The organism is Sphingomonas sp. SUN039, assembly GCF_024758725.1.
In the GTDB taxonomy this organism is placed as follows: domain Bacteria; phylum Pseudomonadota; class Alphaproteobacteria; order Sphingomonadales; family Sphingomonadaceae; genus Sphingomonas_O.
The window spans coordinates 1,985,062-2,006,873 of the sequence record NZ_CP096972.1; the positions used below are offsets into that span (position 1 = coordinate 1,985,062).

The window sequence follows — 21,812 nt, forward strand, 5'->3', positions numbered from 1 at the left end:
ATGAAGCACCTCCTCCTGCTCGCTACCCTGCTGCCCACGCTTGCCGCCGCACAGACGCCGCCGGTCGATCAGACCACCAACATGGTGATGACGCCTGCGGCAATTGCCGAAGCCAGGCGACAGGTGGCGGTCGGTGGCACCGGTCGGTTCAAGGCCGAGATGCGGAGCGAGCCTAGCTTGCCGACGCATACGATCTATGCGCCGCGAGACCTGAAAGCGGCGGGTAAGCTGCCGGTGATCGTCTGGGGCAATGGCGCGTGCGCGAATGCCGGCAACCGGTTCCAGTTCTTCCTGACCGAAATCGCCAGCCATGGCTATGCGATCGTGGCGGTCGGGCCGGTCGGGCCGGACTGGCTCGCGACCAACCAGTCGCGCACCCCGCCGGGCTCGCCTCCGCCGCCGCCCGCACCGCCGGGCAGCCGCAAGCAGGAGACCAAGGCGCCGCAGCTGATCGACGGCCTTGAATGGGCGCTGAAGGAAAATGCGCGCCCCGGCAGCCGCTACTACGGACGGCTCGATCCGTCGCGGCTGGCGGTGATGGGCCAGTCGTGCGGCGGGCTGCAGGCAATCTGGGCCGCGTCGAACGACACGCGATTCAAGACGCTGATCGTGTGGAACAGCGGGACCTTTCCCGACGGCGCGCCGCCGCTCGATGGGGCCGACGCCACCAAGGAGAACCTGAAGCGCCTGCACCTGCCCGTGGCGTGGATCAGCGGGGACGAACGCGACGTCGCGTTCAAGAATTCGAACGCCGATTTCGACCGCGTCGAGGGCATCCGGGCGATGCGGCTGTGGGGCGCGGGTATCGGCCATGGCGGTACCTATCGCGAGCCTGGCGGCGGGCGCTTCGCGCAGATCGGTGCGGCGTGGCTCGACTGGCAGCTGAAGGGCGATGCTAAGGCGGGGCGCATGTTCAGCGGCCCCGACTGCATCTTGTGCAAAGACAAGGCCTTCACGCTCAAGTGGAAGGGCGTGAAATGAGGCGCGCCGCCGCCGCGCTCGCGCTGGCGAGCTTCGCCACCAGTGGACTCGCCCAGGAAGTCGCCCCGCCCGTCGCGATCGCCGCGCCGCCGCATGTCCGTACCTCGATCTATGTGCCGGTGCGCGACGGCACACGGCTGGCGATGAATATCTACCAGCCTGCTATGGACGGTGTGGCCACGCCCGGCCGCAAACCGGTTATCTTTGCCTTTACCCCGTATCGCGCACGGTTCCGCAATGCGGACGGCAAGATCGTCGAGACCGCGCTGACGCCGCGCACCAGCATCGTCGGGCTATTGCGCGCGGGCTATGTCGTCGCCGTCGCCGATATTCGCGGCAAGGGCGCTTCGTTCGGGACGCGGCGCGGATTCCAGGACCGGACCGAAGCGCTCGACGGGCGCGACCTGATCGAATGGCTGGCGAAGCAGCCCTTTTCGACCGGCAAGGTCGGCATGATGGGGTGTTCGTACCTCGGCGGTACGACGTTCCAGGTCGCGACCACCACCCCGCCCTCGCTGAAGGCCGTGTTCGTCGGCGCGAGCGAGATCGACAAATACGGTTTCGTGCGGCGCGGCGGCATCACTGCGCAGTTCAACACGCGCGCCGACGAACCGCTGTCCGACGACCTGATGAGCCTGCCGGTCGATGGCGATGACGGCACCCTGCTGAAGGCCGCCGTCGCGCAGCATGCGGGCAACACCCCGATGGGACCCTTGTGGTACGGCATGCCCTATCGCGACAGCGTATCGCCGCTGACCGGCAACCCGTTCTGGAACGAAGTCGCGGTCTATACCTACGTCGGCGCGATCAAGAAAGCGGGGATCGCCACTTATTTCTGGAGCAACTGGCGCGACGAACCCACCGCACAAGTGCTCCAGGCAGCGGCCACCCTCGGCGGCAAGTTCATCGCCGCGCCGGGCGGGCATTGCAATCCGCCCGACGATTTCGACCTGCAAGGCGAAGTCGTCCGCTACTTCGATCACTATCTGAAGGGCGTGGACAACGGCATCGAGCGAGAGCCGCGCGCGACCTATGCCGTGGAGGGCAGGCCTGCCGCGCAGAAATGGGTTCGCAGCAACGCGTTGCCCGGCGTCGGCGAGCCGCACAGGACCTATTATCTGACTGCGGCGGGCACGCTGGATACGCGCCCCGGTGCTGCGGGTACCCGGCATTTCACGACCGACTACACCCTGCCTCCGGCCGAACAATTCGCTTTCTGGGTGACGCCGCAGGGCGAACACGGGCTGAACTGGACGGGTGCGGCGCTGCCGGCTCCGATGACGTCGATCGGCTACCCGGTCATCGATGTCATCGCGAGCGTCGACAAGACCGATGCGCCGCTGTTCGCCTATCTGGAGGTTGTGGCCGCCGACGGCAGCGCCGATGTCGTCTCGTTCGGGCGGCTATCCGCCGCGCAACGCAAGGAAGCCAAGGCGCCCTATGACACGCTCGGCACCCCGTGGAATTCCGGGCTGAAGACCGATGCGCGACCGATGGTGCCGGGCAAGCCCGCGCAGTTGCGGTTCGCGCTCACCCCGATCTCGCGCGTCATTCAGGCGGGCGCAAGACTGCGCGTTGCTCTGACCGGTGCCGACCCCCGCCAGCGCAACCTTCAGCAAATCCGCCAGACGCCCGCGCCGGGCTGGACGATCCACAGTGCCACGCTCGATTTGCCCGCGCGCATGGATCGTTGACAATCGCGTGGACGATTGATAGGTTCTATGCATAACAATAAAGGGAGGATGGCGATGCGGTATCTGGCAGCAGCTTTGCTTGCGACGACGGGGCTGACGAGTGCTGCACAGGCACAGAATCAGCCGCAGCCTTCGGCCGAGCCCACCGACAGTGAAATCATCGTCACCGGCAGCCGCGTCCGGGGCGAAGCGCCCGTCGGCAGCAGCGTCGTGTCGCTCGGTCGTGCCGAGCTCGTCGAATCGGGCCGTGTTACGCTCGACCGCGCAATCAAGGAACTGCCGCAAGTCTTCGACCTCGGCGTCAGCGAGAATTCGCGCGGCCAGTCGGGCGGCGCAGGCAACATCGTCTATGGCAACTCGATAAACCTGCGCGGCATCGGGCCTAACGCAACGCTGATCCTGATCGACGGCCACCGCGTCACCAGCAACAGCCGTTCGATCGATCCGTCGGTGTTACCGACGCTGGGTGTCGAACGCGTGGAAGTCGTCGCCGACGGTGCCTCGGCGATCTACGGGTCGGACGCGGTCGCGGGCGTCGTCAACCTGATCCCGCGTCGCAGCCTTGACGGCGCAGAAGCCTTCGCGCGCGCGGGTGTGGCGGGCGACGGCGCCTATCACGAATACGCCATGGGTGCCGCGCTCGGCAAGAAATGGGATCGCGGCCAGGTGATGGTCGCGTTCGAGCATGTCGAGAAATCGAACCTCGACGGGGCCGACCGCGGCTTCTTCCGGTCGAACCAGACCGCGTTCGGGGGCAATGACTACAGCAGCACCCGCTGCGCGCCCGGTACGATCACGGCGGGCGGAATCAACTACGCAATTCCCGTCGGCGGCGTGACACAGGCAAACGCGGGCAGCCTGGTCGCGGGCACCAGCAACCGTTGCGACGATTTGCAGGGACAGGATCTGATCCCTCAACAGGCCTATAATTCGGTCAACGCGACCTTCAGCTTCGACCTGACCGACTGGCTGACGGTGTTCGCCGATGCGTTCTACAGCAAGCGCACATTCCGGCGTAATCCGGCCTATGTGAACGCGGCGCTGACCGTACCGCAGACCAATGCGTTCTTCGTGCGGCCGGCCGGGTTCACTGGCACCAGCTACACCGTCAATTACAACCTGTCCGCAGATTTGCCGCGCAACGTGTCGTTCGGGCACGGCGAAAGCTGGCAGGTCACGCCGGGCATCCGCGTGAAGCTGCCGCATGATTTCCAGTTCGAGGCGCTGATCGGCAAGGGCCGCACCGACGACAACTCTTCGTCGCTGTTCGGCGTCAACAACACGGCGCTCACGGCAGCGCTGGCCAGTGCGACCGCCGCGACTGCCTTCGATCCCTATGGCTTGAATCGCACGTCGGCCGCGACGATTTCAGGCATCTACAACCAGATTTCGATCAATCCGACGATCGGCAATTTCACCGGCTATGAAGCGCGGCTCAACGGGCCGCTGTTCCGGCTGCCGGGCGGCGAGGTGAAAGTCGCGGTCGGATACGAAGGTCAGGAATTCAGCGTCGATCTGGGCATTGCCCGGGGCAATCCCGGCACAACGGTGGTGTTTACGACACGAGGACGCCGCGTCGACTCGCTCTATGCCGAATTGCTGGTCCCGCTGTTCGGCAGCGAGAACGAAGTGCCCGGCTTCCGCAAGCTCGATCTCAACGCCGCCGTGCGGCAGGACCGCTATTCGGATGTCGGCAAGACTGTGAACCCGAAATTCGGCGTCAACTGGTCGCCGGTTCAGGGCCTGATGTTCCGGGGCAGTTACGGCACCTCGTTCCGCGCACCGACGCTGCCCCAGATCTACGGCAACACCAACCAGCTGTTCGTCCAGAACTACCAGAATCCGGCGGGCGGCGCTCCTATCGTCGGCGTTGCCCGCTCGGGTGGCAACCTCGGACTCAATCCCGAAAGCGCTACGACCTGGTCGGTCGGGGCCGACATCGAGCCGGTCCGCGACCTGCGGCTGTCGCTGACCTATTTCAACGTCGACTACCGTAACCAGGTGGTCGCGCTGCTGTCCGATCTCGCGGTGCTGACCCGCGCTTCGCAATATGACGGCACCGGCCTGATCGTTCAGGGGGCCGCCGCCGGACAGGCGGTCGCGGCGCTAGTCGCCCAGGGACTTGCCGTGTCGGGAACGTTCCCCGGCGGCAATCCGCTTAACGTCACGGTCTATGTCGACGGGCGCAGCCAGAATCTGGCGAGCTCGGTGACGCGCGGTATCGATTTTCAGGCCAATTATACCCTGCGGACCGAAAACTCCGGAACCTTCGGCTTCAACCTCAGCGGTACGTATCTGACCGCTTACAACACCGCGCAGACGCCGACCGCGCCGGTGATCAGCCAGCTCAACCAGATCTTTCAGCCGCTGCAGTTCAAGGCGCGGGCCAGCATCAACTGGGAACAGGGCCCGTTCGGTGTGATGCTGCGCGCGACGCACCTGAACGGCTATACCAACACCGCCGTGACGCCGAACCAGTCGGTCAAAAGCTATACGCCCATCGACCTGAACCTGACGTGGAAGATCGGGGACCGCGCGACGCCGTTCGTCTTCGGGGTCGAGGTCCGCAACCTGTTCAACATCGCCCCGCCCTATGTGAACATCGCGCCCAGCGTGAACGGCAGTGGCGGATACGATGCCTCGGCAGCCGATCCGATTGGGCGGCTGTTCGCGGTCAGCGTCCGCAAGACCTTCTGACCTACGATCAGGCAGGGTAGATGGCGTCGATCTCTCTCAAGGCGAGGAAACCCTGTTCGATATGCGCACGCATTCCCCGTTCGGCGTCCCCGGCGCGGCGTTCGACGATCGCCGTCGTGATGACGCGATGATCGGCGTTGGCGGCATCGATGCGTTTCGCGCTGTAAAAGGTCGAGAACAGCAAGCGGTAGATCTGGATATTGAGCGTCCCCAACAGGGTCGCGATCCGCGCATTGTTGGCGCCCGTGATGATCTGCGCGTGCCAGTCGCGGTTGAGCGCGGCGAATTTGTCATGGTCGCCGGTGGTTTCGAGCGCGTTCATCGCGTCTTGCAACCGCGCCAGTTCGAGCAATTGTTCGTCGCTCGCGAGGCGCGCGCATTCGCCCGCCGCATAGCTTTCGAGCGCAATGCGCGCGCCGTAGATCTGGCGCGCTTCGTCGATGCTCATCGCGCGGACCGACGCACCGCGAAACTCCTCGAGGATGACCAGCCCTTCGTTCGCCAGCCGCTGCAACGCTTCGCGCACCTTCGATCGCGGTGCGCCGGTGCCCTTGCTGATGTCGCTTTCGATCAAGCGCTGCCCGGGCGCGTAGCGACCGCGGCGGATGCCTTCGCGCAGCCAGTCGGCAACTTCGGTGGTCGTGCGTGCCTCGGCCGTCTTCATCTTCTTCCGTCGCGCTCCCCCTGGATCCGCATTCCTTTAGCCAGAACCACGCGGCGGTGCCAATGGCGCGGATGATGCTGACCGGCGACATCGTGCTCGACGCGCCTGATCCCGACCACTGGCTGACCGGGATTGCGCCTGCGACACGCGCCGCCGATCTGACCATCGGCCATCTCGAAGTGCCGCACACCGACGCGCCGAGCGTGCTGGCGGGCGATGTGCCTGCGCCCGGTGCCGATCCTGCCAATCTGGCCGCGCTGCAACGTGCGGGGTTCGGGGTGCTGACGCTGGCGGGCAACCATATCGCCGACTGCGGGGGGCGCGGGATCGCCGACACGCGCGCCGGACTGGCGTCACTGGGTATCGCGGCCACCGGCGCCGGTGCCGATCTGGTCGCGGCCTCGGCACCGGCCCTGACCCGGCTCGGCGATACGCGTGTCGCGGTCTTCAGCTATAATTGCGTCGGCCCGGAGAACGCCTGGGCGACGGAGACCCGCGCCGGGTGCAACTGGCTGCGGATCGAGACGGAGGACGGGAGCGCAATCGCGCCCTCGGCCCCGCTGTCGCGCATCGGCGCGGATGTCGCCGACCGGCTGAAGCACGATCTGTCGGGCATCGAAGCAGAACTGAAGATCGTCGCCCTGCACAAGGGGATCGTGCACACCCCGGCGCGCCTTGCGCCCTATGAGCGCGAGCTGGCCCGGCTGGCGATCGATGCCGGGGGGGATGTCGTTATCGGCCATCACGCGCATATCGTCCGCGGTGTCGAATTCTATCGCGGCAAGCCCGTCTTCCACGGCCTCGGCAATGGCTGCGTCGTCACCACCGCGCTGTCGCCGGGGCAGGACGACCCCGCACGCGAGGCCTGGGTCGCACGGCGCAAGACGCTGTTCGGCTTCGAACCCGATCCGGCCTACACCCTCGCGCCTTTCCATCCCGAAGCCGTCAACGCGTTCATGGGCGTGATCGACTGGACCAACGGCGCGATGCGCGCCGGGATCATGCCGGTGACGGTCGAGGCACCGGGGAGGCCGGTCATTGCCGGCGGCACCCGCGTCGACACGATCATCGCCTATCTCCATGATATCGGCACGCGCGCGGGACTTTCGCCGCTGGTCGCGACATGGGACGGAGAGGTTGCATGGCTCGGCTGAACGGACTTCTCACCTGGATCGGCGGCGGCGCGCTGCTGCTCGCCACCGCTACCGACGCGATTGCCGTCATCGGTCGTTATATCGGCGTTGCGTTGCACGGATCGATCGAGGTCGTGCAGGCGGCCGTGCTGGTGTCGGGATCGGTGGCGCTGATCGCCGCCACTGCCGCGCGCGCACATGCGACCGTCCACTTGCTGACCGAGCGCATGGGGCCGCGTCTGGCGGACGTGCTCGCGCGCACCACCGCATTGCTGTCGGCCGCCTTCTTCGTCGCGCTGCTCGCCGGGGGCGTCTGGCTGTCGGCGGACCTGTGGCAGGCGCGAGAGGCAAGCGAACTGCTCGCCATTCCCTATGCGCCGCTGCGGATCGTCGCGAACCTCGCGGTCGCATGCGTGGCGCTGCTGTTCCTCCGCGATGTGATGGGCAGGCGCACATGACCTATGCAACGCCCGAAACCGGGATGGTCGGCATGGCCGTGCTGTTCATCCTGCTGCTCGCGGGAATGCCGATCGGCGTCGCGCTGGGGCTGGTCGGATTCGGCGGGCTCGCTATCGTGCTCGGCTTCGAACCGGCGCTGATCAAGTCGGGTGTGGTCGCCTTCGAAACGCTGACCCGCTACGAACTGGGGACGCTGCCGCTGTTCCTGCTGATCGCGCATCTGTGTTTCTCCGCGAACGCCAGTCGCGACCTGTTCGACGCGGCGGCCAAGCTGATCGGGCATCGCCGCGGCGGCCTCGCGATGGCGTCGGTCGGGGGGTGCGCCGCCTTTGGCACGATCAGCGGATCGAGCCTCGCCACTGCCGCAACCATCGGCCTCGTCGCCCTGCCCGAAATGAAAAAGCGCGGCTATTCGGACGCGCTCGCCACCGGGTCGGTCGCGGCGGGCGGCACGCTCGGCCAGATGATCCCGCCGTCGGGCGCGCTGATCGTGTTCGGGATTATCTCCGAGCAATCGATCGGCAAATTGTTCACGGCGGCGATCATCCCCGGCGTGACACAGATGCTGTTCTACCTGATCGTCATTGCGCTGCTGGTGCGCTGGCGACCGTCGATCGCCCCGCCGAGCGTTCGCGCCAGCTGGCGCGAGCGCGGCGCAGCGCTCGCCAAAGTCGCCGACATCACGGCGCTGATGATCTTCGTGATCGCGGGCATCGCCATTGGCTGGTTCGCGCCATCGGAAGCCGCTGCGGTCGGTGTCACCGGCGCGCTGGCCATCGCGGCGTGGCGCAAGCGGCTGACCTTCGCCAGCCTTGGCACGGCACTCGAAGAAACGTTGCGGACCAGCGGCCTCATCTTTGCGGTCGTCATCGGCGCCCTGATTTTCTCGGTCTTCGTCAGCGTCACCGGCCTCGCCGACACGATCGGTCTGTGGATCGGCGGCCTCGGGCTGGGCACGCTCGGGACCGTCGTCGTCATTGCCGTCGTGCTGCTGCTGCTCGGCTCGGTGCTCGACGGGCTCGCGCTCATGCTGCTGACGACGCCGATCATGCTGCCGATCATCGAGTCGATGGGCCTGTCGCCGATCTGGTTCGGCATCTTCCTCGTCCGCGCGATGGAGATCGGCTTTGTCCATCCGCCGATCGGCATGAACCTCTACGTCATCCACGGCATCGCCAAGGACGTGCATTTGAACCGTATTTTTAAGGGCGTGGTCCCGTTCCTCGGGGCCGATCTGTTCCATCTCGCGCTGCTCGGCATCTTCCCCGCAATTGCGCTTTGGCTGCCCAAGGTGCTGGCCGGATGAGCGGGATCGCCAAAGTGGGTGCCGATGTGCCGCTCGATGTCCTGCTCGCGCGCGGCGACTATCGCGGGCATCTGCCGTGGGATGTCGATGCACCGACGCCGGTCGCCGACCGCTGGCTCGAATCCAGCTTTGCGCCCTGGCATAAATCGATCCTCGAAAGCTGGGCGACCGGGGCGTTCGACGACCTCGACACCGTGGTGTTCACGCGCGGCGAGGACAGCACCCAGCGGCTTTATTATTACATCCGCGAGCTTCAGCGGCGCGGCGAACTGGGCGGCCCGGAGGCCGTGATCTTCGACATCGCCCGGGTCGAGCGCGCGTCGAGTGCGGCGCGCACGGTGCATGCGGTCAGGAAACTGGCCGAACAGCTCGGCATCGACGAGGACGCGCTCGAACGCGGCATTGCGGCGGCGAATGCCCAGCGGACCGGCGCCGCTGCACCCGCGAGCGACCGCCGGACCTGCCTGTTGGCCGGAACACCGCAGCCCGATTTGCGCCTGCACCTGCGCGTAGCGGCTGCTGGCTGGCACCCGGTCGGGCCGACGCTGGCCGATGTCGTCGACGATGCCGGACCGGCTGTCGCAACGAACAGCGACGATCCGGCAACGGCGATTGCGGCGCAGCTCCGCGACCATGCCCGCAGCGCCCGGGCATTCCGCGACCATGCCGCCGTGCTGCGCACCGATGTTGCAGCGGCACAGGCGCAAGCGGTCGTCATCTGGCTGATCGAGGAAGAGGAAGCGATGCTGTGGGAACTCCCCGCACAGGTCGCGGCACTCGACGCGGACGGTATCCCCGTGTTGCAACTGACCCGCCGCCGCTGGGACGCGACAGACGGCGCGGGCGACGACATCGCCGCCTTTCTGGCGTCGCTGGCATGAGGCCACTTGCCGGACACCGCGTCGCCGCATTGGGCGGCATGGCCGACCGCCCGCTCGCGCGCTTTCTGGCGTCGCTCGGTGCCGAAATCGGCGGCGGCATCGATGGCGCGTCGTTCGTCATCGATGATCTGGGGCTCGACCTTTTGGACGACCGGGGCATCATCGTTCCCGACAACGCCGTCCATGTTTCGGTCACCAGCTTTGGCAGCGGCGGCCCGCATTCGCGCTGGCGCGGGGGCGAGTTCGTCGCTTCGGCGATGGGTGGTGCGCTGCGCGTGACCGGCGATCCCGACCGTCGCCCGGTCAAGGAAGCGCTCGACGCCTGCACCTTCCACGCCGATATGGCCGCCGCCGCCGGGGCCATGGCCGCGCATTATGCACGCGGGACGCACGGGCGCGGCCAGCATGTCGATGTCTCGATCCAGCAGGTCGCGTTCAGCCGAAATTTCAACGGGGTGCTGGTCTGGCAATTCGACCGGCGCAAGCTTGCGCGCGTCGGCGGGGCGCTCGCCTATGGCAAGGCGACGGTGAAGTGCATCTGGAAACTCGCCGATGGCTGGTGCTTCCACTCGCTGATGACCGGACGGCTCGGCGCGCCCGCCAATCAGGGCTTGAGCGACTGGATGGACGATGTCGGTGCCGACAATCCGATGCGCGGCACCGACTGGCTCGCCTACAACCGCTCGACACTACCCGCCGAAACGCGTGCGGTTTGGGAAGCGGCGATCACCGCCTTTTTTGCGACGCGGACCAAGGCTGAGATTGCCACCGAAGGGCTGAGGCGCGGCATCAACGCCTGTGTCGCCAACGAACCCGCCGATGTGCTCGCCGATCCGCATCTCGCCGCACGCAGTTTTTTCGGTACCGCCGACGGCTTGCCCGAACGCTTTCTCGGCTGGCGGAAGGGCAGCACCGCTGCTGCCCCGGCCGTCCACAGCGGCACACGGCCCGGCCCGCTGTCCGGCGTCCGCGTGCTCGATTTCGCCTGGGCGCTGGTCGGATCGATCACGACCAAGACCTTGGGCGATCTCGGTGCCGATGTCGTCAAGATCGAGAGCCGGACGCGCCCCGATCTCGCGCGGCTCGACGTGCAGGTATCGGTGTCGCAACCGGGCAATTGGGACGACAAGCCGTGGTTCGCGCACCTCAACACCTCGAAACGCAGCGTGTCGCTCGATCTCAAACAGCCCGATGCCCGCCGCCTCATCGATCCGCTGATCGACTGGGCCGATGTCGTCGTCGAGAATTTCTCGCCGGGAACGATGGCCAAGCTCGGCCTCGACTATGACAGCCTTGCCGCGCGCAATCCCGGCATCGTCATGGTTTCGGGCAGCGTGTTCGGCCAGACCGGCCCGATGGCAAAGGAATGGGGCGTCGACGGTACCGGCGGCGCGCTGTCGGGGCGGACCTTCCTGACCGGCTGGCCCGACCGCGATCCGGTGATCCCCGGCGCCGTGCCCTATGGCGACGTCATCGTGCCCTATGCGATGGCGGCGGGCGTCGCGGCCGCGCTCCAACATCGCCGCGAGACCGGGCGCGGCTGCCATATCGACGCGTCGATGTACGAAATCAGCGTACAGCAGATGCGCGACGCGCTGGTCGCCGCCAAGCGCGGCGAACGACCGGCGCGCACAGGCAATGCCGATGCGCATGCGGTGCTGCAGGACGTCTTTCCGGCGCTCGGCGAAGACCGCTGGATCGCGATCTCGCTGTTCGACGGGACCGACAAATCGAGGCTGGACGCGGTCACCGGTGGCGACATCGCCACCTGGACCGCCACCCGCGAAGACCATGCTGCCGTTGCCGAACTGCAAGCCGCCGGGATCGCGGCGGGGGTGGTGCAGGATGCCGGGGACATGATCGACCACGACGCGCAGCTGCGCGGGCGCGGTGCACTGGTGCAGCTCGACCATGCCGTGCTTGGCCCCTTCGGCCATATCGCGACGCCGATCGCCTTTTCGCGCGATGCTTTCACGCCCTATCGCGCGCCGTCGATGGGCGAACATTGCGATGCCGTCGCGCGCGGGATCGCGGGACTCGACGACGCAACCATCGCCGCGTTGCATGCTTCCGGAGTGTTCAAATGAGTGTCGAGACCGGCCAGCGCAGCCGCAAGGATCTGGCATGCACGGCGGATGCCAACGCCTATCAAAAGGCGTTCGGGGCCGACCTGAAGCGGCGCGTCGTCGACGATGGCGAGCCCTTCGCGGTCGTGCAGGCCGACACCCCGCACGAGATTTTCCATGCGATGGATATCCCCATCGTCACCAACCAATGGTGGTCGGCCTATATCTCGGCCAAGCAGCTTTCGAGCCGCTATTTCGACGTGATGGCGGCGAAGGGCTATCCGGCCAATTCGTGCCGCTATTGCTCGCTGGGCCTTGCCTGCACGCTCGCGAACGACCCCGCGACCGCGCCCTGGGGCGGATTGCCGACGCCGACGGTGCTTGTCGCGCGGCTGACCTGCGACTGTATCCAGCATGTCTTCGCGCAATGGGCGGAGGCACTCGGCACCGACTTCTTCCCGATGGAAGCGCCCGCCTGGGATGTGCAGGATGCGAACTGGTTCGCCAAATCGAACCGCGATTGGGACGAGGTGTTCCAGCCCGACCGGATCGCGCTGATGGTTGCCGAGATGCGCGACCTGATCGTGCTGCTCGAACGCAAGACCGAGCGGCGTTTCGACGAGGCGAAGTTCATGCACCTGATGGAACAGATCAATGTGCAGGAAGGCTATATCCACGAGGCCGCCCAGCTGATCGGGCGGACGCGCCCGTCGCCGGTGTCTATTGCCGACCAGATGCCCAACACCATGATCCCGCAATGGCACCGCGGCAGCGACTGGGCGGTCGCGCATGCCAAACGGTTTCGCGACGAAGTGTTCGCGCGCGTGGCCGCTGGCGAGGCAGCGGCGTCGAACGAGCGCATTCGGCTGATGTGGATCGGTGCGGGCGTCTGGCACGATCCGGGCTTTTACCAGGCGCTCGAAGCACGGCTCGGCGCGGTGTTCGTCTGGTCGATGTACATGCCGTTCGCGGGACCGCAGTATATCCGCGAGCTGAAAGGGCGACCGATGGATGCGCTCGCCAGCCGCATCTGTTCGATGAACGAGGTGCTCCACCTGCCCCCCTGGATGAGCGGGTGGATGGTCGCCGAAGCCGCACGCTGCGGGATCGACGCGGCCATCATGCTCGTGCCGCCCGACAACCGGCTGTCGCAATCGGGGACCAAGCTGACAGCACAGGCCTTGGAAGCCGCAGGGACGCCGGTGCTGATGCTCGACGCCGATATGGTCGATGCCAAGAAATGGGATCACGACCGCATGGTTTCGACCGTGGCGGAGTTCCTTGCCAAGGCGGGACTGGCATGAGGGTGCTCGGCCTCCTGCTCGCGCTGCTGCTTGCGGCCTGCGCCAAACCCCTGCCACCGGGCGTGACGCAGCTCAGCTATTCTACGCCCTATTCGCCCAACCACCCGTTCAGCCGCGCCGACCAGATCTGGATGGCCTATGTCGAACGCGCCTCGGGCGGCAGCCTGAAGATCGTGCCGCGCTGGTCGGGGGCGGTGTTGTCCGCAGATATGTCGATGGAGGAATTGCGGCACGGCGTCGCCGATATCGGCCTCGTCACCCCGATCTATGCCAAGGGCGGCGCGCAATTGCTGCGCACGCAGGCGGGCTTTTACAGTGGGGTTACGACCATCCCGCAGCAGGTCGCGCTGTATCGCTGCATCGCGGCGGCTTCGCCCCGCATCGCCGAGGAACTCAAGGGGCTGAAAGTGCTCGCTGTCCAGGGCGGCAGTATGCCCGGCCTTGTCACCCGCGACCGTCCGGTCACGCGGCTAAGCGATCTCAAGGGCTTGCGGTTGCGCGTGCCCGGAGAGCTGGGCGTGGTGCTCGGCGGGATGGGAGTCGACACCGTCAACATGCCGATGGGCGAGGTCTATTCATCGATGGCGAAGGGCGTCGTCGACGGGGTCGCGGCCGGACAGGATGCGATCAAATCGCTACACTTCGCCGAGGTGGCCCATCATTATACGACCCTCCGGATCCCGCGTGGCGCCTATCCGGCGCGGGCCATGGGAACGGCGCGCTGGAACCGCCTGTCGCCCGAACAGCAACTGGTTCTGGAGCGCGGGGTTGCGGTGTGGGAAGCGGCGATCGCGAGCGAGATCGAAAAATCGCTCGGTGCCGGGATTGCCGAGGCCCGCGCCAAGAACATGCAGATCCATGCCATCGCGCCCGCCGATCAGACCGCGTTCGATGCCCGCTATCTGGCGGATGCAGAGCGCAACGCGCAGCGGCTGTCGGCGTCGGGGATCGACGCCATGGCCGCGTTCCGGGCCGCGCGTGCAAGCATCGGTCCCGGCGGCAATGTGAGTTGCCGGACATGACCCGTCCGCTCGACAACATCGTCATCGCCGACTTCAGCCACGTCATGGCGGGGCCCTATGCCTCGTATCTGCTCGGGCTGCTCGGCGCGCGGATCATCAAGATCGAATCGCCGTCGGGCGACAATTTCCGCACCTATGGTGCCGACCGCCGCTTCGACGGCATGTCGCCGGCGTTCATCGGCGCGAACGTGGGCAAGGAGTCGATCGTCCTCGACCTGAAGGATGCGGGGGACGCGGCGACCGCGCGCGAGATCGTGGCGCGGGCCGATGTGCTGCTCGAAAACTTCCGGCCCGGCGTAATCGCGCGGCTGGGCTTCGGCTATGACGCGGTGCGGGCTTATAATCCCGACATCGTCTATTGCTCGGTGTCGGGCTACGGCCAGACCGGTCCGCAGCAGGACTGGCCCGCCATCGACAATATCGTGCAGGCCACCAGCGGCATGATGATGCTGAGCGGCGACGAGGGCGAAGCGCCGATCCGCGTGGGCTTTCCCATCGTGGATACGCTGACCGGCCAGACCGCGGCGTTCGCGATTCTCGCGGCGCTCTATCGGCGCATGCAGGGCAGTGGCGGCGAATGCCTCGACGTGGCGATGTTCGACGCGACGCTCGCCTTCATGTCGTCGGCCGTGGTGCCGCACCTTGTCACCGGCACCGGCTTGCCGCGATCGGGCAATGTCGGCTTTTCGGGCCAGCCGACCGCAGGGGTGTTCGTCGCGGGCGACGGGCGGCACTTGTCGCTCGGCGTCGTCCAGCCCCACCAGTTTGCGGCGCTCGCCCGCCACATCGGTCGTGACGACTGGCTCGCCGACCCGCGTTACGCCACCGCCGATGGTCGCCGCGAACACGGCACGGTACTGGCCGCCGAGCTGACGCTCGCGCTGCAAGCCAAACCGGCGAGCGAATGGGAGCGGTCGATGAACGCCGCCGGAATCCCTTGCGGCATGGTTCGGGGTGTCGGCGAAGCTGTGGCGATGCTCGAACAATCGGGGCGAGGCGATCTGGTCAATTTCGATCCGGCGCATTTGCCCCCCGGCGCGCGCGGGCGCATCACGGGACTGGGGTATCGCGCTGCCGACCGACCGGAAAGCGTTGCGCCACCCCCGCCGCTCGGAGGCAACGGCGAAAGCATCCGGGCCTGGCTGGCCGAGACTGGAACGCGTTCGTAAACCCGGCGTCAGCCGACCCGAAAGACGCGCAGCGCCACGGTCTTGGGGTGGCGAATGCCCTGGCAGACGAACACCGAGCGCCGCAGCCAGCCGTGCGGGCCGTCGACCACGTCGAAGACCGGCGTCGTCCGGAAATAATAAAGCGACGGGTCGAGGTCCTCGCCCGCGGTCAGCCGGGCGATGATGTCAGGCGCGGCGACCCGCACGCCGGGATTGTCGATCCCGATCACCGTGTCGTCGGCGGCTTTCAGAAAATATTGCGCGCGGATGGTCGTCAGCCCGTCGGGACGGATTGCCTGACGGTCGCCGCCGCCGGGCATGACGATGCCGGTCAGGCGCGGGCCGGTCACGGTCCCGCCGGTGATCGGTACGAAGCGCTGGCGCGCGCCGCCGCTGGTGCCGAGCTCGACCGGCGAGCCGAGCGTGACTTCGGCGGCGAACACGAATTCGAGGCCGGGTGCGACCGGTTCGGCGGCATCGGCCGGACGGGCCAGCGTGGCCGCAGCCAATGTCGCGCCGGCCGTTGCCGTGAGCGCATCGCGCCGCGTGATCGTCATTCCCCGCTCCCCTCCGATGCCTGCGCGCGCAGCACATGCTTTTGCACTTTGCCCGATGCCGTGCGCGGAATCTTGTCGGTCACGACAACCGACTTCGGCACTTTGAACCCGGCGAGCCGAACCTTGCAATGCGCGATGATCTCGGCGTCGCTAACGCTGCGTCCCGCGACGGCAATCACATAGGCCTGCCCAACCTCTCCCCAGCGCGCGTCGGGCAGGCCGATGACCGCGCATTCGGCGACATCGGCGAGTTCGGCGATCGCGGCCTCGACTTCGGCGGGATAGACGTTCTCGCCGCCCGAAATGAACATGTCCTTCTTGCGGTCGACGAGAAAGTAATAGCCCTCGGCATCGCGCCGCGCCGCGTCGCCGGTGCGGAACCAGCCATCGGTAAGCGCCGCCGCCGTCAGCGCGGGCTGGTTCCAGTATCCCGATGTGATCGTCGGCCCGCGCAGCCAGAGTTCGCCCGTCGCGCCGTCGGCCATGTCGGTGCCATCGTCATCGACAATGCGCGCCTCGACCGAAACATAGGGGAGGCCGATCGATCCGGCTTTCGCGACCAGCACCTCGGGATCGTCGACCGGCATGCCGAAGTTCGAGCAGGTTTCCGACATGCCGAACCCGTCGGACATCGGGATGCCCGCGCCCACGAACCGTGCGATCTGGGCCGCGGGATTGGGTGCGCCGCCGGTGGCATAAACCTGCAGCCGCGACAGCATCTCGGGCGCAAAGCCGGGCGCGTTCCACAAGGTCTGCGCCATTTGCGGGACCGAGAAATAATGCGTGACGCCAAGCGCCGGATCGGCCAGCCGCGCAAGCGTCCGCTCAGGATCGAACCCCCGCGAGACGAGCAGCGTCGCCCCGGCAAGGATCGGCGTCCGCGCATTGGCGAACAGACCGGCGGTATGGAACAGCGGCATGTCGCACAGGAATATGCTGTCGCATGACACATGGTTGCCGAGCATGAAATTTACCGCGCCCCAATGCGCGTTCGCCTCGCTGACCATGACGCCCTTCGGCTTGCCACTGGTCCCCGAGGTGTAGAGCAGGGTGGAGGCGGCCTCCCACGCGCGACGTGCTTCGGCAACAGGCGGCGCGGCGGGGTAGCCTGCGACCAGCGTCTCGAACGTGGCGAGATCCAGCACACCGTCGGTCGCGAACTCGGCATCGGCTAGAACGATGGCGGGCGCAGCATCGGCAATCAGTGCAGCGATCTCCGGCACCGCCAGCCGCCAGTTGAGCGGCACGAAAATCGCCCCCGCCCGCACGCAGCCGAACTGGAGGATGAGATGCGCTGCCGAGTTGCGCCCGATCACCGCGACCCGCGCGCCGCTCGCGGCCCCCAGCCGCTCGATAAGCCAGTGCGCCGTGCGGTTGCACGCCGCATCGAGTTCGGCCCAGCGCCAGCGCTGCCCGCTGTCGAGATCGACGAGCGCGAGCCGTCCGGCGCGGGCGCGGCCATGCGTCGCGACCGGGTCGATCACGGGTTCAGGCCCCCTGTTTGCTCAGGTCGTAAGCGCCCAGGCCCGGCTTGAAGGTCTTGTCGTCGATGAACTGCTTGATGCCTTCCTTGCGCCCCTCGTTGTCATAGCTGTTGGCGGCTTCCTGCGCGCGGATCAGATAGTCCTCGGCATCGTCGTACGACATGATCCGGACGCGTCGGATGGCGTCCTTGGTCGCCTTCAGCGCTACCGCATTCTTGCCCAGCAACACCTTGGCAACCTCGGCAACGCGCGCTTCGAGCTGCGCTGCCGGGACCGATTCATTGACCAGGCCCCAATCGGCGGCGGTCTTGCCGTCGACGTTTTCGCCCATCATCGCGTGGTACATCGCGCGGCGAAAGCTCAGCAGCTCGACCGCCACCTTCGACGCGCCGCCGCCCGGCAGGATGCCCCAGTTGATTTCGCTGAGGCCGAACTGCGCGTCGTCGGCGCAAAAGGCGAGGTCGCACGCGAACAACGGGCCGTATCCGCCGCCGAAGCACCAGCCGTTGACCATCGCGATCGTCGGCTTCTGGTACCAGCGCAGCCGCCGCCACCAGCCATAGGCTTCGCGCTGCGCGCCGCGCGTGGCCCCCAGCCCTTTCGCCTCGTTCTCGCGGAAATATTCTTTCAAATCCATGCCCGCCGACCAGGCACTGCCTTCGCCGCTCAGCACCAGCACGCCGAAATCGTCGCGAAATTCGAGCTCGTCGAGCACTTCGCCCATGCGCCGGTTGAGCTTGGGCGACATGCAGTTGCGCTTTTCGGGGCGGTTGAACTTCACCCAGGCGACATTGTCGCGGATTTCATAAGCCACGGTATCGGCTTCAGCGCGCTCGATAGGGGATTGGGCGGTCATGATCTGTCCTTTAGATGGGGTAATGGCCGGGGAGCGTCTCGATCGTGATCCAGCGCAACTCGGTGAAACTGTCGATGCCGGCCTTGCCGCCGAACCGGCCGTAACCCGATCCGCCGACCCCGCCGAAGGGCATCTGCGCCTCGTCGTGCACGGTCGGGCCGTTGACGTGGCACATGCCTGATTTGATCCGCCGGGCGACGGTCAGGCCGCGCGCGACGTCGCGGGTAAAGACGGCGGCGGATAGCCCGTATTCGCTGTCATTGGCGATACGGATCGCGTCTTCCTCGTCCTTCGCACGGATGATGCCGACCACGGGGCCGAAGCTTTCCTCGCCATAGAGCCGCATCGCGGGCGTGACCTTGTCGATCACCGTCGCGGGCATCACCACGCCCTGCGATGCGCCGCCAGTCAGTTGCGTCGCGCCCTGCTCGCACGCGTCGGCGATCAGCGCTTCGACATGCGCGACGGTCGCCGGATCGACGACCGCCCCCAGCGGCGTGTTGCCGAGTGCGGGGTCGCCCGCAGCCATGCTTGCGGCCTTGGCCTTGAACTTAGCCGCGAATTCATCGGCGACCGCATCGACGACGATGATCCGCTCGGTCGACATGCATATCTGGCCCTGGTTCATGAACGCGCCGAACGCGGCTGCCTTGACGGCCTCGTCGAGGTCGGCATCGTGGAGCACCAGCAACGGTGCCTTGCCGCCCAGTTCGAGCAGACAGGGCTTCAGATGCTCGGCGGCACGTTTCGCGATGATCTTGCCGACCGCGGTCGACCCGGTGAAGTTGATACGCTTGATCGCCGGATGGTCGATCAGCGCGCCGACGACCTCGCCCGCATCCTCGCGCGCGTTGGTGACGACCCCGACGACCCCCTCGGGCAGCCCGCCCTGCCCGAGCGCCTCAATGATGATCTCGTGCGTCCGCGGGCACAGTTCGGAGGCCTTGAACACCACGCTGTTGCCGCACGCGAGGGCCGTGGCGACGGCGCGGACGCCGAGGATGACCGGCGCGTTCCACGGCGCGATGCCGAGAATGACGCCGACCGGCTCGCGGATCGCCATCGCCAGGCACCCGGGCTTGTCCGACGGAATGACTTCGCCCGAAATCTGGGTGGTGATCGCGGCCGCCTCGCGCAACATGCTCGTGGCCAGCCCGATGTTGAACATCGCCCAGCCGGTCGTCGCGCCGATCTCCGCCTTCATGGCGGCGACAATGTCGTCGCTGCGCGCGGCGAGCGTATCGGCGGCCTTTTGCAACATCGCGCGGCGGGCATTGGGGCCGAGTGCTGCCCATGCCGGGAAAGCGGCCGCAGCCGCATCCGCCACCGCAACCGCGTCGCGCGCGCTCATCGCGGGCGCACGGCTGGCGACCTCGCCTGTCATCGGATTGAGCCGCGTGAATTCGCGCGGCGTGCCTGCGTCGGCCATACCTCTCTCCTCGTTGCCGGTCAGCTAGCCCGACCTGATAGTTATAGTCAATATCTAATCGGCCAATTTGATCCGCGCGATGGCGGCAAGCGCGATCAGCGACCCGCATGCCATCGTCAGCGCCACGATCTCGAGGCCCGCGCCTGCCTGGAACATCGCGCCTGCCGCCGCCGGTGCCAGCGCGCTGCCGCCGCGCCCGACGCCGATGACAAACCCTGTCCCCGAAGCCCGGACGTGCGTGGGAAAGGCCCGCGCCGTAATCGAATAGAGCCCGACCACCGCCGCGTTGGTGAAAAACCCGCAGACGGCACAGATCGTCGCAAGCTGCGTCAGATCGGCCTGCCCGCGCCCGAACACCGCGAGCATGACCGCCGATCCGGCGAGCACGATCAGGCTCAGCCGCTTCAACCCGACCCGGCTCGCCAGCAGCCCGAACAGACCGCCGCCGATCGCGCCGCCGACATTGGCCCAGACCAGCACGCCCGCTGCCGACGACGGCGCAAACCCCATGTCGACCACGATCTTGGGCACCCATTTCAGGATGAAGTAGAAACTGGTGATATGCGCCAGATAAGCGATGGTCAGCAGGATGGTCGACGCGCGCAGCATCGGTCCGAACAGCTCGGCCATCGACGCCTTGCCCGCCGTTGGACGCAGCGGCGGCAGCGCGGCGACCGCGGGGTGCCGCATCCGGGCCAGCGTGCGATTGATCCGGTCGAGCGCGCCCGGGCGTTGCCGGTCCGCTTCCCAGGCGATGGTTTCGGGCATGAAAAACCACACGAGCGGAATGAACCCTGCCGTCACCATCGCCCCGAATTCGAAGACCGCGCGCCAGTCGCCGCCCTTGAGCAACAGCGCCGCGATCGAGCCGCCGATCACCGCGCCCAGCGGATAGCCGATCACCATCAGCGCCAGCACCAGCGCACGGTGGCGGGCGTTGGTGAACTCGGCTGCCGCCGCGTTGATCGCGGCGAGCATCCCGCCGATGCCTAGCCCCGTCACCACCCGCCACACCGACAAGGTCACGACATCGTGCGCGGTCGTTGCCATAAACATGCCGGTCGCCATGACGGCCAGACAGCCCAGGATCGTCGGCCGGCGACCGAAGCGGTCTGCCGCGCCGCCGAGCAGGATCGAGCCGACCGCCATGCCGATCAATTCCATCGACAGCACCAGCCCCAGTGCCGCGCGGTCGATGCCCCATTCCTTGGCAATGCCGGGCGAGGCAAAGCTGATGGACAGGACGTCGAACCCGTCGAGGGCGTTGAGGCCGATGGTCAGCGCGATGGCCGCGATTTGCAGCCGGGACAGGCCGCGGCTGTCGATGATCCCGATGGGGTCGTTGCCCGCTGCCCCGGACGCCGTTGCTGTCATATGTTTTGCCCTCTCCGCGTCCGCAATAACGTATTCGCTATAACGAATCGAGCGCGAAGTTCAGCGGGGCGTGCCGATCTTGGCCAAATTGGTGAGTGCGTCGATCAGGCCGGAGTGCGGTGCCGAACCGAGCGCCTTGGCAATGCGCCCCTCGTGGACCTTATGTGCGGCGCGCGCCGCATCGAGATGCGCTTTGCCTTCGTCGGTCAGCACCAGCGAATAGGAACGCCGGTCGGCGGCATTGACGCTGCGCTCGATCAAATTGCGTGCCACCAGATCGTCGACCAGCGCGACCAGATTGGGGCGATGGATACCCAGCGCATCGGCGATATCCTGTTGCTTGCACCCGGCATTGGCCTCGACGATCAGCAAGGTCGCATAGACCTGCGGCCGCAAGTCGAAAGGCGCGAGGGTGGCGACAAGGTCGGACCAGACCGCGCTGCTGGCCTGACGCAGCGCGAAGCCGATTTGCTGGTGAAGCCCGCTACGGGCCAATTGCTCGTTCATGTCTCGGGGCATACGATACTGTTGCAACAATAACAAAATCGATATCGGCAGACTGCCATCGTCAGCGACCGAAACCTGTCCAGGTCGTGCACCTTTACCCCTTCCCTGCCGCATGTTACGTTTGGATACAAAGGGGGCTGGATTATCAAGCGCTTCGCAGTGTTTTTGGCGATAGCCCTGAGTCTTCCGGTCGCCGCTGTTGCGGCACCCGCTGCGACCTCGACCCCCA

At 66.7% G+C, this 21,812-nt stretch carries 18 protein-coding genes; 11 read left to right on the forward strand and 7 right to left on the reverse strand.

Annotated features, from left to right (window positions below):
- The 3 genes from M0209_RS09710 to M0209_RS09720 are packed head-to-tail and all read left to right on the forward strand — an operon-like array spanning nt 1 to nt 5,372.
- A complete protein-coding gene (locus M0209_RS09710; protein WP_258888074.1) occupies nt 1–981 on the forward strand; it encodes a hypothetical protein in 981 nt (326 codons plus the stop codon).
- Nucleotides 978–2,675: a CocE/NonD family hydrolase gene (locus tag M0209_RS09715; protein ID WP_258888075.1), complete on the forward strand. Its 1,698-nt coding sequence runs from the start codon at nt 978–980 to the stop codon at nt 2,673–2,675. The genes M0209_RS09710 and M0209_RS09715 overlap by 4 nt, the downstream gene beginning before the upstream one ends.
- Nucleotides 2,676–2,729: 54 nt before the next feature.
- A complete protein-coding gene (locus M0209_RS09720; protein WP_258888076.1) occupies nt 2,730–5,372 on the forward strand; it encodes a TonB-dependent siderophore receptor in 2,643 nt (880 codons plus the stop codon).
- A 7-nt stretch (nt 5,373–5,379) separates the two neighbouring features.
- Here M0209_RS09720 and M0209_RS09725 read toward each other — a convergent pair whose 3' ends face one another.
- Nucleotides 5,380–6,036 carry a GntR family transcriptional regulator gene (locus tag M0209_RS09725; RefSeq protein WP_258888077.1) on the reverse strand — a complete coding sequence of 219 codons (657 nt, stop codon included), beginning with the start codon at nt 6,034–6,036 and terminating at the stop codon, nt 5,380–5,382.
- Nucleotides 6,037–6,098: 62 nt separating this feature from the next.
- Here M0209_RS09725 and M0209_RS09730 point away from each other — a divergent pair, with 62 nt between their 5' ends.
- From M0209_RS09730 to M0209_RS09765, 8 genes are read left to right on the forward strand one after another with little or no spacing between them, the layout of a single operon-like run.
- Nucleotides 6,099–7,190: a CapA family protein gene (locus M0209_RS09730; RefSeq protein ID WP_258888078.1), complete on the forward strand. Its 1,092-nt coding sequence runs from the start codon at nt 6,099–6,101 to the stop codon at nt 7,188–7,190.
- Complete coding sequence (locus M0209_RS09735) at nt 7,178–7,627, forward strand: TRAP transporter small permease subunit (protein WP_258888079.1); 450 nt, start codon at nt 7,178–7,180, stop codon at nt 7,625–7,627. The genes M0209_RS09730 and M0209_RS09735 overlap by 13 nt, the downstream gene beginning before the upstream one ends.
- A complete protein-coding gene (locus M0209_RS09740; protein WP_258888080.1) occupies nt 7,624–8,934 on the forward strand; it encodes a TRAP transporter large permease in 1,311 nt (436 codons plus the stop codon). Before M0209_RS09735 ends, M0209_RS09740 begins: the two co-directional genes overlap by 4 nt.
- On the forward strand, nt 8,931–9,815 hold the full coding sequence (locus M0209_RS09745; RefSeq protein ID WP_258888081.1) for a 2-hydroxyacyl-CoA dehydratase family protein: 885 nt from the start codon (nt 8,931–8,933) through the stop codon (nt 9,813–9,815). Before M0209_RS09740 ends, M0209_RS09745 begins: the two co-directional genes overlap by 4 nt.
- A complete protein-coding gene (locus M0209_RS09750; RefSeq protein WP_258888082.1) occupies nt 9,812–11,902 on the forward strand; it encodes a CoA transferase in 2,091 nt (696 codons plus the stop codon). The genes M0209_RS09745 and M0209_RS09750 overlap by 4 nt, the downstream gene beginning before the upstream one ends.
- Nucleotides 11,899–13,185 (forward strand): 2-hydroxyacyl-CoA dehydratase subunit D, encoded by a 1,287-nt coding sequence (locus tag M0209_RS09755; RefSeq protein ID WP_258888083.1) that lies wholly within the window; start codon nt 11,899–11,901, stop codon nt 13,183–13,185. The genes M0209_RS09750 and M0209_RS09755 overlap by 4 nt, the downstream gene beginning before the upstream one ends.
- Nucleotides 13,182–14,207, forward strand: a complete 1,026-nt coding sequence (dctP, locus tag M0209_RS09760) for a TRAP transporter substrate-binding protein DctP (RefSeq protein WP_258888084.1) — start codon at nt 13,182–13,184, stop codon at nt 14,205–14,207. The genes M0209_RS09755 and dctP overlap by 4 nt, the downstream gene beginning before the upstream one ends.
- Complete coding sequence (locus M0209_RS09765) at nt 14,204–15,376, forward strand: CaiB/BaiF CoA-transferase family protein (RefSeq protein WP_258888085.1); 1,173 nt, start codon at nt 14,204–14,206, stop codon at nt 15,374–15,376. The genes dctP and M0209_RS09765 overlap by 4 nt, the downstream gene beginning before the upstream one ends.
- Nucleotides 15,377–15,384: 8 nt before the next feature.
- Here the strand turns inward: M0209_RS09765 and M0209_RS09770 are convergent, their stop codons facing one another.
- Genes M0209_RS09770 through M0209_RS09795 form a run of 6 tightly spaced genes read right to left on the reverse strand, consistent with a single transcriptional unit; the run spans nt 15,385 to nt 21,583 of the window.
- The gene (locus tag M0209_RS09770; protein ID WP_258888086.1) at nt 15,385–15,933 is read right to left on the reverse strand and encodes a DUF3237 domain-containing protein; all 549 of its coding nucleotides are present in this window, start codon (nt 15,931–15,933) and stop codon (nt 15,385–15,387) included.
- Nucleotides 15,930–17,417 carry an AMP-binding protein gene (locus M0209_RS09775; RefSeq protein WP_258888087.1) on the reverse strand — a complete coding sequence of 496 codons (1,488 nt, stop codon included), beginning with the start codon at nt 17,415–17,417 and terminating at the stop codon, nt 15,930–15,932. Before M0209_RS09775 ends, M0209_RS09770 begins: the two co-directional genes overlap by 4 nt.
- Nucleotides 17,418–17,421: 4 nt before the next feature.
- Nucleotides 17,422–18,273, reverse strand: coding sequence for a p-hydroxycinnamoyl CoA hydratase/lyase (locus M0209_RS09780; protein WP_258888088.1), 852 nt, complete (start codon nt 18,271–18,273; stop codon nt 17,422–17,424).
- A gap of 10 nt (nt 18,274–18,283) precedes the next feature.
- Nucleotides 18,284–19,702 carry an aldehyde dehydrogenase gene (locus tag M0209_RS09785; RefSeq protein ID WP_258888089.1) on the reverse strand — a complete coding sequence of 473 codons (1,419 nt, stop codon included), beginning with the start codon at nt 19,700–19,702 and terminating at the stop codon, nt 18,284–18,286.
- A gap of 54 nt (nt 19,703–19,756) precedes the next feature.
- On the reverse strand, nt 19,757–21,076 hold the full coding sequence (locus M0209_RS09790) for an MFS transporter (protein WP_258888090.1): 1,320 nt from the start codon (nt 21,074–21,076) through the stop codon (nt 19,757–19,759).
- A gap of 60 nt (nt 21,077–21,136) precedes the next feature.
- Nucleotides 21,137–21,583: a MarR family winged helix-turn-helix transcriptional regulator gene (locus M0209_RS09795; protein WP_258888091.1), complete on the reverse strand. Its 447-nt coding sequence runs from the start codon at nt 21,581–21,583 to the stop codon at nt 21,137–21,139.
- Between the last annotated feature and the right edge of the window lie 229 nt (nt 21,584–21,812).